The sequence below is a fragment of the Pseudomonas sp. Q1 genome, from assembly GCF_009935975.1.
Classification (GTDB): domain Bacteria; phylum Pseudomonadota; class Gammaproteobacteria; order Pseudomonadales; family Pseudomonadaceae; genus Aquipseudomonas; species Aquipseudomonas palleroniana.
Window position 1 is genome coordinate 154,763 of record NZ_QODI01000010.1, and the last position, 13,379, is coordinate 168,141.

Annotated in this window: 10 protein-coding genes; 6 read left to right on the forward strand and 4 right to left on the reverse strand. The window is 61.7% G+C overall.

The features are described from left to right. Positions 1-60: 60 nt before the first annotated feature. The 3 genes from DK870_RS17405 to DK870_RS17415 all read left to right on the forward strand — a co-directional run bounded on the left by DK870_RS17405 (position 61) and on the right by DK870_RS17415 (position 3,028). A complete protein-coding gene (locus tag DK870_RS17405) occupies positions 61-924 on the forward strand; it encodes a LysR family transcriptional regulator (protein ID WP_060756827.1) in 864 nt (287 codons plus the stop codon). 329 nt (positions 925-1,253) lie between these two features. After that, entirely contained in the window at positions 1,254-1,931 is a 678-nt protein-coding gene (locus tag DK870_RS17410) for a sterol desaturase family protein (RefSeq protein ID WP_161549239.1), read from the forward strand. Next, positions 1,928-3,028: an SMP-30/gluconolactonase/LRE family protein gene (locus tag DK870_RS17415; RefSeq protein WP_090369974.1), complete on the forward strand. Its 1,101-nt coding sequence runs from the start codon at positions 1,928-1,930 to the stop codon at positions 3,026-3,028. The genes DK870_RS17410 and DK870_RS17415 overlap by 4 nt, the downstream gene beginning before the upstream one ends. A gap of 52 nt (positions 3,029-3,080) precedes the next feature. Here DK870_RS17415 and DK870_RS17420 read toward each other — a convergent pair whose 3' ends face one another. The 4 genes from DK870_RS17420 to DK870_RS17435 all read right to left on the reverse strand — a co-directional run bounded on the left by DK870_RS17420 (position 3,081) and on the right by DK870_RS17435 (position 8,861). After that, the gene (locus tag DK870_RS17420; protein WP_161549240.1) at positions 3,081-4,523 is read right to left on the reverse strand and encodes a hypothetical protein; all 1,443 of its coding nucleotides are present in this window, start codon (positions 4,521-4,523) and stop codon (positions 3,081-3,083) included. 151 nt (positions 4,524-4,674) lie between these two features. After that, entirely contained in the window at positions 4,675-5,739 is a 1,065-nt protein-coding gene (locus DK870_RS17425; RefSeq protein WP_161549241.1) for a lipocalin-like domain-containing protein, read from the reverse strand. Further along, the gene (locus DK870_RS17430; protein WP_161549242.1) at positions 5,729-8,191 is read right to left on the reverse strand and encodes an ABC transporter permease; all 2,463 of its coding nucleotides are present in this window, start codon (positions 8,189-8,191) and stop codon (positions 5,729-5,731) included. Before DK870_RS17430 ends, DK870_RS17425 begins: the two co-directional genes overlap by 11 nt. 1 nt (position 8,192) lies before the next feature. Beyond that, positions 8,193-8,861 (reverse strand): ABC transporter ATP-binding protein, encoded by a 669-nt coding sequence (locus DK870_RS17435; RefSeq protein ID WP_161549243.1) that lies wholly within the window; start codon positions 8,859-8,861, stop codon positions 8,193-8,195. 276 nt (positions 8,862-9,137) lie between these two features. Between DK870_RS17435 and DK870_RS17440 the strand changes: the two genes are divergently transcribed. The 3 genes from DK870_RS17440 (at position 9,138) to DK870_RS17450 (ending at position 13,220) form a co-directional block, all read left to right on the forward strand. Beyond that, entirely contained in the window at positions 9,138-9,818 is a 681-nt protein-coding gene (locus DK870_RS17440; protein WP_104996168.1) for a histidine phosphatase family protein, read from the forward strand. Positions 9,819-10,008: 190 nt separating this feature from the next. Beyond that, the gene (gene arnT / locus DK870_RS17445; protein WP_104994243.1) at positions 10,009-11,664 is read left to right on the forward strand and encodes a lipid IV(A) 4-amino-4-deoxy-L-arabinosyltransferase; all 1,656 of its coding nucleotides are present in this window, start codon (positions 10,009-10,011) and stop codon (positions 11,662-11,664) included. 26 nt (positions 11,665-11,690) lie between these two features. Next, the gene (locus DK870_RS17450) at positions 11,691-13,220 is read left to right on the forward strand and encodes a glycosyltransferase family 39 protein (protein ID WP_161549244.1); all 1,530 of its coding nucleotides are present in this window, start codon (positions 11,691-11,693) and stop codon (positions 13,218-13,220) included. Positions 13,221-13,379 lie beyond the last annotated feature (159 nt).

Genomic DNA, 13,379 nt, shown 5'->3' on the forward strand with positions numbered 1-13,379 from the left:
GTGCGTTGACCTGCCACTGATCAGTTCTACAATGCCCCCCATTCTTTCCCGGGAGCCTTCATGGACATCGAACTGGCACGCACCTTCCTCGAAATCACCCGCTGCGGCAGCCTGGCCGCCGCAGCCGAGAAGTTGCACGTTACCCAGACCGCCATTACCGCCCGGGTCAAAAGCCTGGAGAGCCAGTTGGGCAGCACGCTGTTCGTGCGCAATCGCGCCGGTGCGCGGTTGACCGCTGATGGCGAGGCGTTTGTGGTTTACGCCAACCAGTTGCTGCAAACCTGGGAAGCGGCGCGGCGCGACCTGCCGTTGCCCGACGGCTATCGCAACGTGCTGCATATCGGTGGCGAGGTCAGCCTGTGCACCCCGTTGATGCTCGGCTGGGCGCGGGTGCTGCGCGAACAGATTCCGGGGTACGCGCTGCGTACCGAAGTACGCGAAGGCGACTACCTGCTGCGTCAACTGGAATTGGGCGTGCTGGATGCCGCCCTGGTATTCCAGCCGCAGTACTGGCCGGGTTTGCAGGTGGAGCAGGTGCTGGAAGAGAAACTGATCCTGGTGCAACTGGTGAGCAAGCCTGCGCCGTACGTGTATATCGACTGGGGCCCGGGCTTTCGCCAGCAGCACGACGCCGCCCTGCCCGACAAGGCGCGTGCCGCCTTGAGCTTCAACCTCGGGCCACTGGCGCTGCAATACATCCTGGAAAATGGCGGCGCCGGCTACTTCCGCACCCGCGTCGTGCAGAGCTACCTGGACAGCGGCGTGATGCAACGCGTGCCCAAGGCGCCGGAGTTCAGTTTCCCGACTTACCTGGTGTATTCACGGGCGCGGGATTCGGCGGTGTTGCAACAGGCGCTGGAACTGTTGCGCGGGGTGGTCAAGGTCGAAAGTGACTGGTCGCAGCGCTGGGACCCACTGATGTGAGTCAACCAATACCTGTAGCTGACACACCGCAATCGGGGGCAAGCCCCAATGCCGGTCAGTCAAGCGATAGAGCGGACAACGGGTAACCTGTGGCGAGGGAGCTTGCTCCCGTTGGGCCGCGTAGCGACCCCAGCTTTGGGTTTGAAAAGACTGGGCCTGCTGCGCAGTCCAGCGGGAGCAAGCGCCCTCGCCACAGTGACAGCGTTGCGCCTCAACTGACCGGTTGGGCAAGCCCCTCCCACACTCCGATCGCGTCACCTGCAAAAACTCGCACAATTTCGAGCACCAACTAAGCTGACGTTCCAACAAAAAACACCGAGCTGCCCACCATGGCCCATCCCACCGAAGCCTTCCGCGCCCGCTACCGTGCCGGAGTCAGCCGCCATTACCCCCCCTGGCTGCACGCCGGTTTCGTGTTGGGCTACGGCATTTTCTGCATCATCCTGGCCGGGGCCTCCCTCGAGCGTATCAGCCCGCTTGAATGGCTGACCGTCCCGCTGACGCTGGTGTTCTTCAACCTCTGCATCTACCTGGTCCACCGTCACCTGGGCCATCACAAGCACGCCTTCGCCCGGCTGTTCTACGCACGCCATACGGGCGATCACCACAGTTTCTTCACCCCCGGCTTCATGACCTACAGCAGCCCCAGGGACTGGCGTGTGATCCTGTTCCCGGCCTGGCTGATCGTGCTGCACAGCCTGGTCATCACTCTCCCCGCCTGGTGGTTGCTCAAACCACTGAACCCCAACGTCGCCGGGTTGTTTGCCGCCTGCATGATCCTTGGGTATTTACTTTACGAAGTGTTTCACGCCTGCGAGCACCTGCCCGTTGCCCATCCCATCGCACGCCTGCCATGGGTGCGCCAGATGCACCGGCTGCATGCCCTGCATCATCGCCGCGAGTTGATGCAGGGGCGTAATTTCAACATTGTGCTACCGCTGATGGACTACCTGTTCGGCACCCTGCATTGGGAGCCGGCCCCCCACGACAACCAGGAATCGTCATGAGTACCCGTCCCAAAAAACTGCGTCATCTGCTGTTCGTGCTGGTTCTGGCGGTGATCGCTTTTCTGCTGCTGATGCCGACCAAAGTCCAGCCGGTCAACTGGACGCCGCCCAAGGCGCCTTCATTGAAAGACGGGGTGTATGCCGAAAACCAGCGGCTGAAGCATGTCCAGAAAGTCGGGGCACAAAACATCCCCGGGCCCGAGGCTTTGGTGCTGGATGCCCAGGGTTTGCTGATCAGTGGCTTGCATGACGGACGGATCATTCGTACCGCGCCCGACAGCCAGACCCTGGAAGTACTGGCCAATACCGGTGGGCGACCGCTGGGCATGGCGCTGCACCCGGATGGGCGCTTGATCATTGCCGATGGCATCAAGGGCCTGCTCGCCCTGGATGGCGCCCGCCAACTCACGACCTTGAGCACCAGCGCCAATGGCGTGCCCTTGGGTTTTACCGATGACGTGGTCGTGGATGCCGAAGGACGTTATGCCTACTTCAGCGACGCGTCGAGCCGCTGGGGTTACGGCCAGGATGGCGAAGCGGTGATTGAGCACGGCGCTGACGGGCGCCTGCTGCGTTATGACTTCAGCCACGGCACCACCGAAGTGCTGCTCGATCACCTGCAGTTCGCCAACGGCGTGGCGTTGGGCCCGGATGAAAATTACGTGCTGGTCAATGAGACCGGTGCCTACCGCATCAGCCGCTATTGGCTCAAGGGCGAACGCAGCGGCAGCCACGACCTGTTTATCGACAACCTCCCCGGCCTGCCGGACAACCTCAGCTTCAACGGTCACGAGCGCTTCTGGGTCGCCCTGTATTCACCGCGTAACCCTTTGCTGGATGCTTTCGCCGGCTATCCCTCACTGCGTAAAGTGATGGTGCGTGCCCTGATGGTGGTGCCCAAGCCCGTCGAGCGCAAAGCCTTTGTGCTGGGGCTGGATACCGAGGGCAAGGTGATCGCCAACCTGCAGGATGGCAGTGCGGGCAACTATTCGCCCATCACCACCGCGCGGGAATATGGCAACTGGTTGTACCTGGGTTCGTTGACGAACACGAGCCTGGCGCGCCTGCCCCTGAAATTGGCACTCAACGCCGAATGACAAAAAAGGGGCAGCCCGCCAAGGCTGCCCCCTTCTGATTGACGCCGTTGGATCAGTGAATAATGGTCTGGGTGCAGATATGCCCCAGGCTCACGTATTGCACATTGTTCCCGCCCACGCCCACACCGGGGAACTCGGCCAGCTCGATGCGCCAGCCACCCTGGTTATAGGTGGTCGCCCACTTGTACGGAACGCCGGTGCTGCTGTCGTTGATCACGGTGCTGTAATCACCGAAGCAGGTACCGATGTTGGCCGAAGCCTGGGACACGCCGGCGCTGTTGGTGGTCGCGGTGTAGTCGACCCAGCGGTAGTTCAAGTCGATGAAGTGGTTATCCACGCGCAGCACCGGGGTGACACCGAGCAGCGGCGCACCGGTGGAGTCCGACCATTTGGTCGACCAGTTCAGCACGCGAGCGGTTTGCGTGGCCAGCGGCATCTCACTCACCGGCACCCGCACGATGTTGTCACCCTTCACGTCGTGCGTATCCAGACGGGGCGTGGAACCCAGGCTCAGTTGGTAATACTTGCTCGGGTCCTGCGCCACGGCCGGGTTGGCACGTACCCGCACCTTGACCGTGGTGCCGGGCGCAACGCTCGGGTAGGTAGAGGTGGAACCAGCCGGTACAGGCACCCAATTCACCCCGTCGAAGCGATCGAAGATCCACTGGTTGCGGCTGCCGCTTTCATCGCCCGCCAGGTACATGCTCACGCTCTGGCCACGCACGGCCTTGAAGTCGAAATAATCGACATCGCTGGCGTTGTCGAGGTTGCCACTGACCTTGTTCATCGAGTCCGGCAACACAAACGCAGTTTGCGCGGTGTCGTTGGGTTCGAAGGCGTCGATATTGGTGTCCACCGCCACGCCGAAACTGAACTGCGCGTTGTTGGCGGTCTTGGCCAGCATGAACCAGTAGTAATCACCGGCCGGCAGGATGCCGGTCAGGTATTCATCGGCGCTGCCTGGGTTGTCGGACGTGGCCACCAACTGCGGGTTGCCCTGGCCGTCATCCACGAACAGGCTCAGCGACATATCGGCACCGGCGCTCTGGTCGATCAACTGCACCACCGCCCGCGCGTTTTGCGGCAGGTTGAAGTGGTAGGTGAAATCCTGGCCCGTCTGCACTTGGTCAATGGTGTAGAGGGTGTTGATGTCCAGGGTCGGAAACAGCGGTACAAAATCGGCAACGGCCGCGCTTTTCAGCTGAGCCTGGCTCGGCTTTTTCAACTCGCCGACGGCGGTGTTGAACGGTGCGGCTTTGGCGTTCTTGGTCACCGCCTTGGCCTTGCCCTTCATCGCGTCCAGCAGCTTTTGCCGAAGCTCGGCCGAGACCGGCACCGCTTCGATCGTGCCGCCAGGTTTGAGCGCGTCAACCACAGCTTGGTTGACCGTACCAGGGGTCAGTTTAGGAAGGGTTACGTCGGCCAGGGCAGAGGCCGTGGTGAAGCAGGCAGCCATCATGGCCGCGCCCAGGATCAGGCTTTTTTTCGATTTCATTTTTTATCCATCCGTAGTTAAAAAATTGAAGCTCAGGTGACGGGTGACGTCCTGTCACCTGGGATGGACTGTAGGATAAAACTGTATAGATGTACAGTATTTTCTGAATACATCTTAGGAGGCTTTCCTTCGATCTTGCAGGAGACTTCACTCAATACCCGGTCATCTCCAGGTACCCCACCCCACCCTCAAACTTCACCGGCCCTTCCCAGTACGCAATACTCAGGTTCATCCATGCCTTGGGGTTGACCGCTTCAAGGGGGATATCCAGCTGTTTGCCGGGGATTTTCAGCGACCAGCGTGTGGGAATCTGGCGCCCGTCGATGTGGGTGGTGTTCAGCGGGGTGAGTTGGATATCGGCGTTGTGCAAGGTCTGGGTGCGGCCCTGTGAATCGATCCAGGTGCCGGTGAGGTAGCCCGCGCCGTCTGTTTGTCGAACGCGGAACACCATCAACTGTTCGCCTCGGTCCAGGTGCAGGGAGAACCAGTCCCAGCCGGTCTGGCTGGCGGCCAGGGGCTGGCTGCTCCATTCGCGATCAAGCCAGGCGGGGCCGCTGACCTGGTAGGTTTTGCCGTCGAGGGTGACACGGCCGTCAGCCATGAAAAACGGTTGGCTGTAGTAGTAAGAGGCTTGACCCTGGTCGGATTTGCGGCTGTAGCCGCTGTCGCCTTGCAGCACCAGCGGGCGTTGGCTGGTCAGGTGCAGGTCATAGGCGAATTGCGCACCACTGGCCTGGAGCTGCATCTCTGCCAGCGGGCTCGCCACGCCAGGGCGAGTGGCGAAGTTCCAGTCGTCGATCCAGGCGCTGAACGGCACCGCCTGGGCGCCCGCCTGGCCGACGCCGCCACGGGCGAAACGTTCGGCGGCGTAATGCCGGGTAGCGGTGGTGACGGCGGCGTGGCCAAGCCAGATCGTCGAGTCGTGCCAGCCCGGCTCGGTGGGGCCTGCTTTCAAGGCGTTGCGAAACAGCGTCCATTGCACGCCGAACACGTTGCCTTGCGCGTCCTTGAGGTTGGCGGTGACGTACCACCATTCGATGCGAAAGCCTGGGTGGGGGCCGTGATCCTCGGGAAAACTGAAGACCTTGCCGGGCACCACTTGGGCAAAATCCGCCGCATCGCTACCCAGGCCGGCGAAACTTTCTTCGGGCGCGGGGGCTTTATCGCACGCACTCAACAGGAGCAACGCCGCCCACAGCCACGCTCTAATCTTCATTGGCAAAGGTCCTCAATAAGTCCGCCGGGCGGCTGCGATACAACTGCCACAGAGGCCAGGCCGACGCCAGCAACGTCGCGAACAGCGCCAGCCCGAGCAACTGCGCGAGCTGCCCCGGGAACACCTGCAACGGCAGGCGCCAGCCGAACGCCTGCACGTTGATCACTGCATCCAGGCACCACGCCAGCAGCAGCCCCAAGGGCAATGCCAGGATCAACGTGAGTACCGCCAGCAACCAGGTCTGGCCCAGGTTGAGCAACATCAGTTGCCTGCGTGTCACCCCCAGCGCCCACAACGGTGCAAGCTGGCCCAGGCGGCTTTGGCTCTGGGTGAGCAGGCTGATGAACAGCGCCACGCCGGCCACCCCCAGGGTGAGGCTGTTCAGCGCGGCGGTCGCCGCGAAGGTGCGTTCGAAGACCTGGCTGGACCAGCCCTTGAGTTGCTGTTGGTCAACGATGCGGCTGTCGTCGAGGCCAAATTCGCGCTGCACCGCCTGCACCAGCGGCGTCACGTTGTGCGGTGCCACACGCAGGTTGAAGCGTGCAGGCGACAGCGTCGGCCAATGCGCCAACAGGTGCTGGGCATTGACCAGCACATGGCCCTTGGGGTTGCCGTAGTCGGCGTAGATCCCCACCACTTTGGGTGACCACAGACCCTGCGGCGTGGGGATATCAACGGCGTCGCCCAACTGCACGTGCAGGCGCCGCGCCAATTGTTCGCTGAGCATCAGGCTGTCGTCCTGGTGCAAGTGGTCCCAGGGTTCGTTCACCGCCTCCAGCAACGGCCAGTGCTGGCGATAAGTCGGGTCATCGACCACGCCGAACACATCCGCCGGCCAGCCTTGCAATTGCACCGCGACCTGCCAGGTGGGCAGCACTGTCTGCACCAGCGCCTGTTGCGCCAGCCAGGTGCCCAGTTGCGAAGCCTGGGCCGGGGTTTGCGGGTTGATGTACAGCTCGGCGGTCAGGCGTTGTTCCAGCCAGTTGTTGAAGGTATGGCGAAACCCCGAGGTCATGGAACCCGCGCCGATGTTCGCCGCCAGGGCCAACAGCAATGCCATCAGTGCCAGGCTCAAGGCCGGCAGTTGCTGGCGACAATCGGCGAGAAACCACTGGCCGAGCACTGAACGGCTGCGCCCCAGCACGGCCTTCAACACCCCATTGAGCAGCACCGGCAACCCCAGCGCGGCGCCCAGCAGCAAGGCCGCCATCAGCACAAAGCCGGCGGCCAGGCTGTCACCCAACCACAGCGCCAGCAGTGCGATCAGCAGCGTCGCCACCGCGACCCAACCCTGGCGTCGCAGCCAGCGCCCATGGGCCTCATGCCAGGCTTGGGCATTGGCCAACGCCAACAGTGGCAAGCGCGCCGCCCGCCACAGGCTGCCGGCCCCCGCGAGCAAGGCCCCCATCAGGCTCAAGCCCAACCCGCTCAACCACCAGGCCGGGCTCAGGCTCAGTTGCCCCGCCACTTCGGCGCCATACAACCCACGCAAACTGGCGGCCACATCCGGCAGCAACAGGCTGGCCAGCAGATACCCGCTGGCAACGCCCAGCACACCGCCGAATAACGACAGCACGCCAAGTTCCACGCCGAGGCTGACGAGTAACATCCGCGCGCTGACCCCACAGGCGCGCAAGGTGCGCAGCAGGCCACGGCGCTGTTCCAGGGCCAGGCCGATGGCGGCGTGGACGATAAACAAGCCCACGACAAACGACAAAAAACCCAGTGCGTCGAGGTTCAGGTGAAAGCTCTCGGTCAGGCGTGCGAGGTTGTTGTCCTCTCCTTGCTTGAGCTGCAATGGGAGCGGGGGCGTGGGATGGGTTGCGGCGAAGGTCTTGTCCAACAGCAAACGCGAGAGTCGCCCGGGCATCGCCAGCAACGGTTGGGCAAACCCGATATCGGTCAGCAGCATGCCGGGGGCCATGTCCGGCTGCACCTGTAACGGCGGCAGCGCTTGCCCGTCTGCCGTCAGCGGCTGCGCGCCCTCGTGCAAGCCGAGCGCCTGCAAGGTTTGCGCGGCAATCCAGGTGCGCCCCGGCGGCTCGAAGAACGCGAGCATTTGCGCCTGGCTCAAGTGTTGCCCGGCCACGCTACCACTGCCGGGCAACGACAACGGTTCAATGCCCATCAACTGCAGGCGCTGGCTTTCATGCCCCTTGAGCACCACGCGCCCCTGCACCACCGGCGAAACCGGCCAGCCGGCACGGCGCAGTTCGGCGAACAATGTCTGCGCAAAACCGCTGCCGTCCAACGCGCTCAAACTGGCCTGGGGTTCGCCGCCGATCAGTTGGCTGGCGCGGGCATAGCTGTCCCGCGCCTGGCTGTTAACCGCCTGCACCCCAGTCAGTAACGCAGTGGCCAGCCACAAGCCGGTCAACACGCTGAAGAACTGCACGGGATGACGCCGCCAATGGCTCAGCAGTGCGCGCAACGCCCAATAAAACACGGCCATCTCAACGGGCGTCCGCGGGCACGACGCGGCCGCGATGCAGCACCACCTGGTGCTCGAGCCGTGCAGCGATGCGTGGGCTGTGGGTGACCATCAACAGGCTGGTGGAGCTGTCACGCAGCAGGTCCAGGAGTAATTGCAGCACCTCATCGCTGGTGGCTTCATCCAGATTGCCGGTCGGCTCATCGGCCAGCAGCAAGCCCGGTCGAGAGGCCAGCGCCCGTCCCACCGCGACCCGTTGTTGCTGGCCGCCGGACAATTGTTCGGGGTAACGCTTGAGCAAATTGCCCAGGCCCAGGCGCTCTACCAACTGCGCCTGCCAATGCGGATCAAAACGCCCAGCCAGACGCGCCTGGAACGCCAGGTTGTCCTCCACGCGCAAACTGCCGATCAAGTTGAATTGCTGGAACACCAGGCCGATTTCGGTTCGACGCCACTGGGCCAGTTGCCCTTCACTGAGTTGCTCCAGGCGCAATCCACCGACCTCAATACTGCCCGCGTCGACGCGATCCAGGCCGGCTATCAGGTGCAGCAAGGTACTTTTTCCACTGCCCGACTCGCCCATCAACGCCAGGCTGCTACGCTCAGTCAGGCATAGGTCCACCCCCGCCAGCACCGTCAGCGGTCCCTGGGGCGTGGCGTAGTTTTTGCGAACACCTTGCACCTGCAACATAAGAACGCTCGTTTGAAGGATTCCAAACGAGAATAACGACTGCCTGCATGCCTCACGCAAATTTTTCACATGGATTTCACTGCTTGCCCACCCTCACCTCTCTAAATTGCCCACCAAGCGTCAACTGCCGGCAACTTGTTAGTTGCTGCCATCGACCCTTCTTAACATCTACGTGTTCAGCTAAAAGACAGCAGCCCTGTGACAGGCTTTTGCTCCATTACGGGCATCCGCCGATTAGTTGCGCCTGTTTTTTACAACACAATAATAGTGACGATGGTGAACAGCGTGGCTGACGTAACCCTGAGCAAATCCCAATCCAATGGGGCAATGTTAAAGCGCTGGAAAAAAGCTCGATTGTCATTGGCCTGTGTCGCCGTTATCGGCCTGCTGCTGGCCGGCTTCCTGTTCTGGCCTACAACCCCTGTTGACCTTGGCGTCGGCAACCGCCTGGTGACCTCCGGGGTCCTGGCCAGTTGGCGCAACGGCGACCTGATCGTACTGGTACGCCATGAAGAACGCTGCGATCGCTCCAGCAACCCGTGTTTCGGACCGGCCGAAGGCCTGACGATCAACGGCACCCAACAAGCGACCAACCTGGGCAAAGCCTTCAATACCCTGGGCATGGAAAATACCGATGTACTTGCCAGCCCCGCGACGCGCACCGCACAGACCGCACAATTCATGTTCGGCAAGGCCACATTGTTATCGTCCCCTTCGGCCATCTGCGGTAAAGCCATGGGCGAAGAGTTGCTCCCTCATAAAGAGCCTGGCCGCAACTTGGTAGTGGTTACCCACAGTGGCTGCATGAGCGATCTCCAGACAGAGCTGGGTTACCCCCATGCCGATGCGGCCGAGTATGGCAGCGCACTGTTTGTACAGGTCTTGCCAAACGGCAAGCTCAAGGCGGTGGGTTCGATGAAAACCGAAGAATGGGCGGCGGCTCTGAAACAACTTTAAACACACTTTTTTACATATCCGCACCTGTTGTGTTCAGCCAAACGACAGCCCTCTTCTGGCATGTTTAATCGCGCCCGTTAGTTAAGGACGTTATGACTTTCCCCCACCGCTTAGTGAACATTGTGATGCTTTGTTCTATGAATTCATTACACTCGTGGCCCTCCATTAAACGTCAAGGAGCGACGTGTTCATGACCCGGTTGAAACCTCTGCCGCTGTTTTTGCTCGGCTTTGCCATTTTCTTTTTGTTGCCGCTGGGCTTGCACGGCCTGTGGATTCCGGACGAGACCCGCTACGGCCAGGTGAGCCAGGAAATGCTCATGAGCGGCAACTGGGTATCGCCGCACTTCATGGGGTTGCGTTATTTCGAAAAACCGGCCGGCGGTTATTGGCTGATCGCCATCGGCCAGGCCGTGTTTGGCGAAAACCTGTTCGGTGTGCGCATCGCCTCGGTGCTCACCACGGGCCTGAGTGTGTTGCTGGCCTACTTGATCGCCCGCCGCCTGTGGAATGACCCACGCAAGAGCTTCGCCTGCGCCCTGCTCTACATGAGCTTTGGCCTGGTGGCCGGCCAAGCGGGCTACTCCAACCTCGATCCCCAATTCACGTTCTGGGTCAACCTGAGCCTGGTTGCCCTGTGGTTTGCCCTGGACAGCCGCACTACTCGCGGGCGGCTCGGCGCCTGGGCATTGCTGGGCGTCGCCTGTGGCATGGGCTTCCTGACCAAGGGTTTCCTGGCGTGGTTGTTGCCGGTCCTGATCGCCGTGCCATACCTGGTGTGGCAGCGTCGTGTAGGCGAGCTGTTGCGCTATGGCCCGTTGGCGGTGCTGGTCGCCGCGTTGGTGTGCTTGCCCTGGGTATTGGCCGTTCATGTGCAGGAGCCTGACTTCTGGCGCTTCTTCTTCTGGCACGAGCACATCCGCCGCTTCGCTGCCGATAACGCCCAGCATGCACGGCCGATCTGGTTCTTCCTGCCGATCATGGTGGTGGCGTGCCTGCCTTGGTCGGCACTGTTGCCGGCCACGTTGCTCAAGACCTGGAAGGAAAAAGGCCAGCCGGCGATTGCCTTCCTCGCCTTGTGGATGTTGCTGCCGCTAGCCTTTTTCAGCCTGAGCAAGGGCAAGCTGCCGACCTACATCATGCCGTGCCTGCTGCCCCTGGCCCTGTTGATGGGCCACGCCTTGATCGACCTGGTCAAGCAAGGCAAGACACGTTCGATCCTGGTCAATGGCGTGGTCAACGCCCTGATCGGCCTGACGGCGATGGTGGCGCTGATCTACCTGCAAGTCAGCAACCCGGTGTACGGCAACAGCCATGCCGAGATGTTCAGCCTGTCCCTGACCTTTATCGTGCTGCTGGGCTGGATTCTGGCCAACCTGCTGCAAGTGGTGCGCCCGCTGACCTTGTGGGCGATGCCGGCCCTGGGCATTGGCTTGCTGGTGGCGCTGTTGCCGGCGGGCATGCCGGCGATGATCACGGATAACGAAATGCCCGACCAGTTCGTGGCGGAGCATCTGGATGAATTGCAACAAACCCATGCTTTGCTGAGCAACGAATTGGGCTCGGCATCGGCTTTGTCGTGGCGCCTGCGTCGTCCGCAAGTGATGATTTATGACACCGAAGGCGAGTTGCGCTACGGCCTGCGCTATGACGATTCGGTGCACCGCAAGGTCGACCTGGCCAGTGTCCAGGGCTGGTTGGCCGATGCACGTAAACAAGGCTCGGTCGGCGTACTGATGCGGGTCAAGAACACCAGTGAACATCTCGAGGAAGGGCAATTGCCACCCGGTGGCAAACGCTATCGCAAGGGCGACCTGTTGATGATCATTTACCCACAACAACCTTGATGCAGTGCCTGCCACGGGAATAACCGATGAATTTCTGGAAAACCGAACGTGGCGCGCTGGTGCTGCTGCTGAGCGTTTCCGCCCTGCTTTTGCTGCTGGGGCTGGGCGCACGCGAGCTGTGGGGGCCGGAAACCCGCTGGGCCAACATCGCCTTGCAGATGCTGCAAAGTGGCGATTACTTCGACCCCTACCTCAAGGGCATGCCGTATTACGACAAACCCCTGCCCTCCTATTGGCTGATCACCGGCTTTGCCAACTTGATGGGGGGCCTGGGCCCTTGGTCGTTGCGCCTGTCGTCAGTCATCTCGGCCTGGTTGAGCATCTGGCTGGTGTACCTGATCGGTGAACGCCTGTTCCGCAAAGGCACCGGGCTGATTGCCGGCTGGATGCTCGCGACCACGTTCTACTTCCTGTTCTGGGCCCGCGTGGCCACGGCGGATGTGCTGACGGTGTGCGGCGTGCTGGCGGCAGTGTGGTGGTACTGGCGCGGGCCGGATGACACTCGCCTGGGACGCTATACCGTGTTCTTCCTGCTGCTGGCGGCGACCTCGCTGTTCAAAGGCTTGATCGGTTTTGTGCTGCCGGGCCTGGTGCTATTGCCGCACCTGCTCAGTGAGCACCGCTACAAGCGCCACCTCAACCTGCGCCTGGTGGCAGCCATCGTCATCGCCGCAGCGTTCTACGCCATTCCGTTTGTACTGTCCCACCTCTACGGCGCACCGACCTACGGCGCCAGTGGCCTGGAGCTGGTGTTTCGCGAAAACGTGGTGCGCTTCTTCGACCCCTTCGACCATATGGGACCGATCTACACCTACCTGATCTACCTGCCGGTCTACACCCTGCCCTGGGCACCTTGCTGGGTGCTGGGCCTGTGGCTGGCCGTGCGCAACTGGCGCCAGACGCCAGCCAATGTGCGCTGGCTGGTGTGGGGCCTGGGCCTGCTGTTCGTATTCTTCACCGCCAGCGGCAGCCGCCGCAGTTATTACGTGCTGCCGCTGGTGCCGTTTGCGCAGTTGCTGGCCGCCTGGTGGTTGAGCGAGCGCCTGGAGAAAAAGCCGGCCCGTTGGCCGCGCTGGCAAAAAGGTTTCGGCTTCACCGCAGGCTTGCTGCTGTTGGTACTGGGTGTGATCTACCCCTGGACCACCGGCAACGGCGGCGTAACCCGTTTCGCCGAAGACGTGCAAGCCGAGGCCGTCAAAACCGCACCGTGGAACCAATGGCAAATGGTGTTGGTAGAAGTCGACAACAAACTGCCGATGTACTTGCAGAACGGCAGGCAAAACGGCGCCAAACCCTTCTACTACGTCAGCGAAACCCAGGACTTCCCGCGCCAGGGCGACAGTGCCGCGTTCATGGCGTGGCTGAAAAAAACCAGCGGCCAGGACTTCGATCCGCAACGCACAATCATCGTCGCCCAGTATTCCAAGGAAGACCCGACGCCGCTGGCGTTTTTGGGGGCGGACCATCAGGTCATCACCACCCAGCCGGACAATGGCGAGCGGCTGTTTCAGAAGCGTTCGGGGGGCAGTGTGGCGTTTGTCCCTGCGCCTCAGTAGCACGTCATGGTGATTGCCATGACCACTCGGTTCGAATGATCGAATGAATGATATGTGAGAGGGCTTGCCCTAATGCCTATCAGTTAAGCGATAGAGCAGGCGATGGATAACCTGTGGGAGGGGCGGTGCGACGATTCGACTTGCTCCCGATGGACTGCG

Bases quoted from the DNA above. Each gene is read 5' to 3' on its own strand.
- DK870_RS17435 (WP_161549243.1), bottom strand. From the start codon at position 8,861: ATGTTGCAGGTGCAAGGTGTTCGCAAAAACTACGCCACGCCCCAGGGA.
- DK870_RS17450 (WP_161549244.1), top strand. From the start codon at position 11,691: ATGAATTTCTGGAAAACCGAACGTGGCGCGCTGGTGCTGCTGCTGAGC.
- DK870_RS17405 (WP_060756827.1), top strand. From the start codon at position 61: ATGGACATCGAACTGGCACGCACCTTCCTCGAAATCACCCGCTGCGGC.
- arnT (WP_104994243.1), top strand. From the start codon at position 10,009: ATGACCCGGTTGAAACCTCTGCCGCTGTTTTTGCTCGGCTTTGCCATT.
- DK870_RS17420 (WP_161549240.1), bottom strand. From the start codon at position 4,523: ATGAAATCGAAAAAAAGCCTGATCCTGGGCGCGGCCATGATGGCTGCC.
- DK870_RS17425 (WP_161549241.1), bottom strand. From the start codon at position 5,739: ATGAAGATTAGAGCGTGGCTGTGGGCGGCGTTGCTCCTGTTGAGTGCG.
- DK870_RS17415 (WP_090369974.1), top strand. From the start codon at position 1,928: ATGAGTACCCGTCCCAAAAAACTGCGTCATCTGCTGTTCGTGCTGGTT.
- DK870_RS17410 (WP_161549239.1), top strand. From the start codon at position 1,254: ATGGCCCATCCCACCGAAGCCTTCCGCGCCCGCTACCGTGCCGGAGTC.
- DK870_RS17430 (WP_161549242.1), bottom strand. From the start codon at position 8,191: ATGGCCGTGTTTTATTGGGCGTTGCGCGCACTGCTGAGCCATTGGCGG.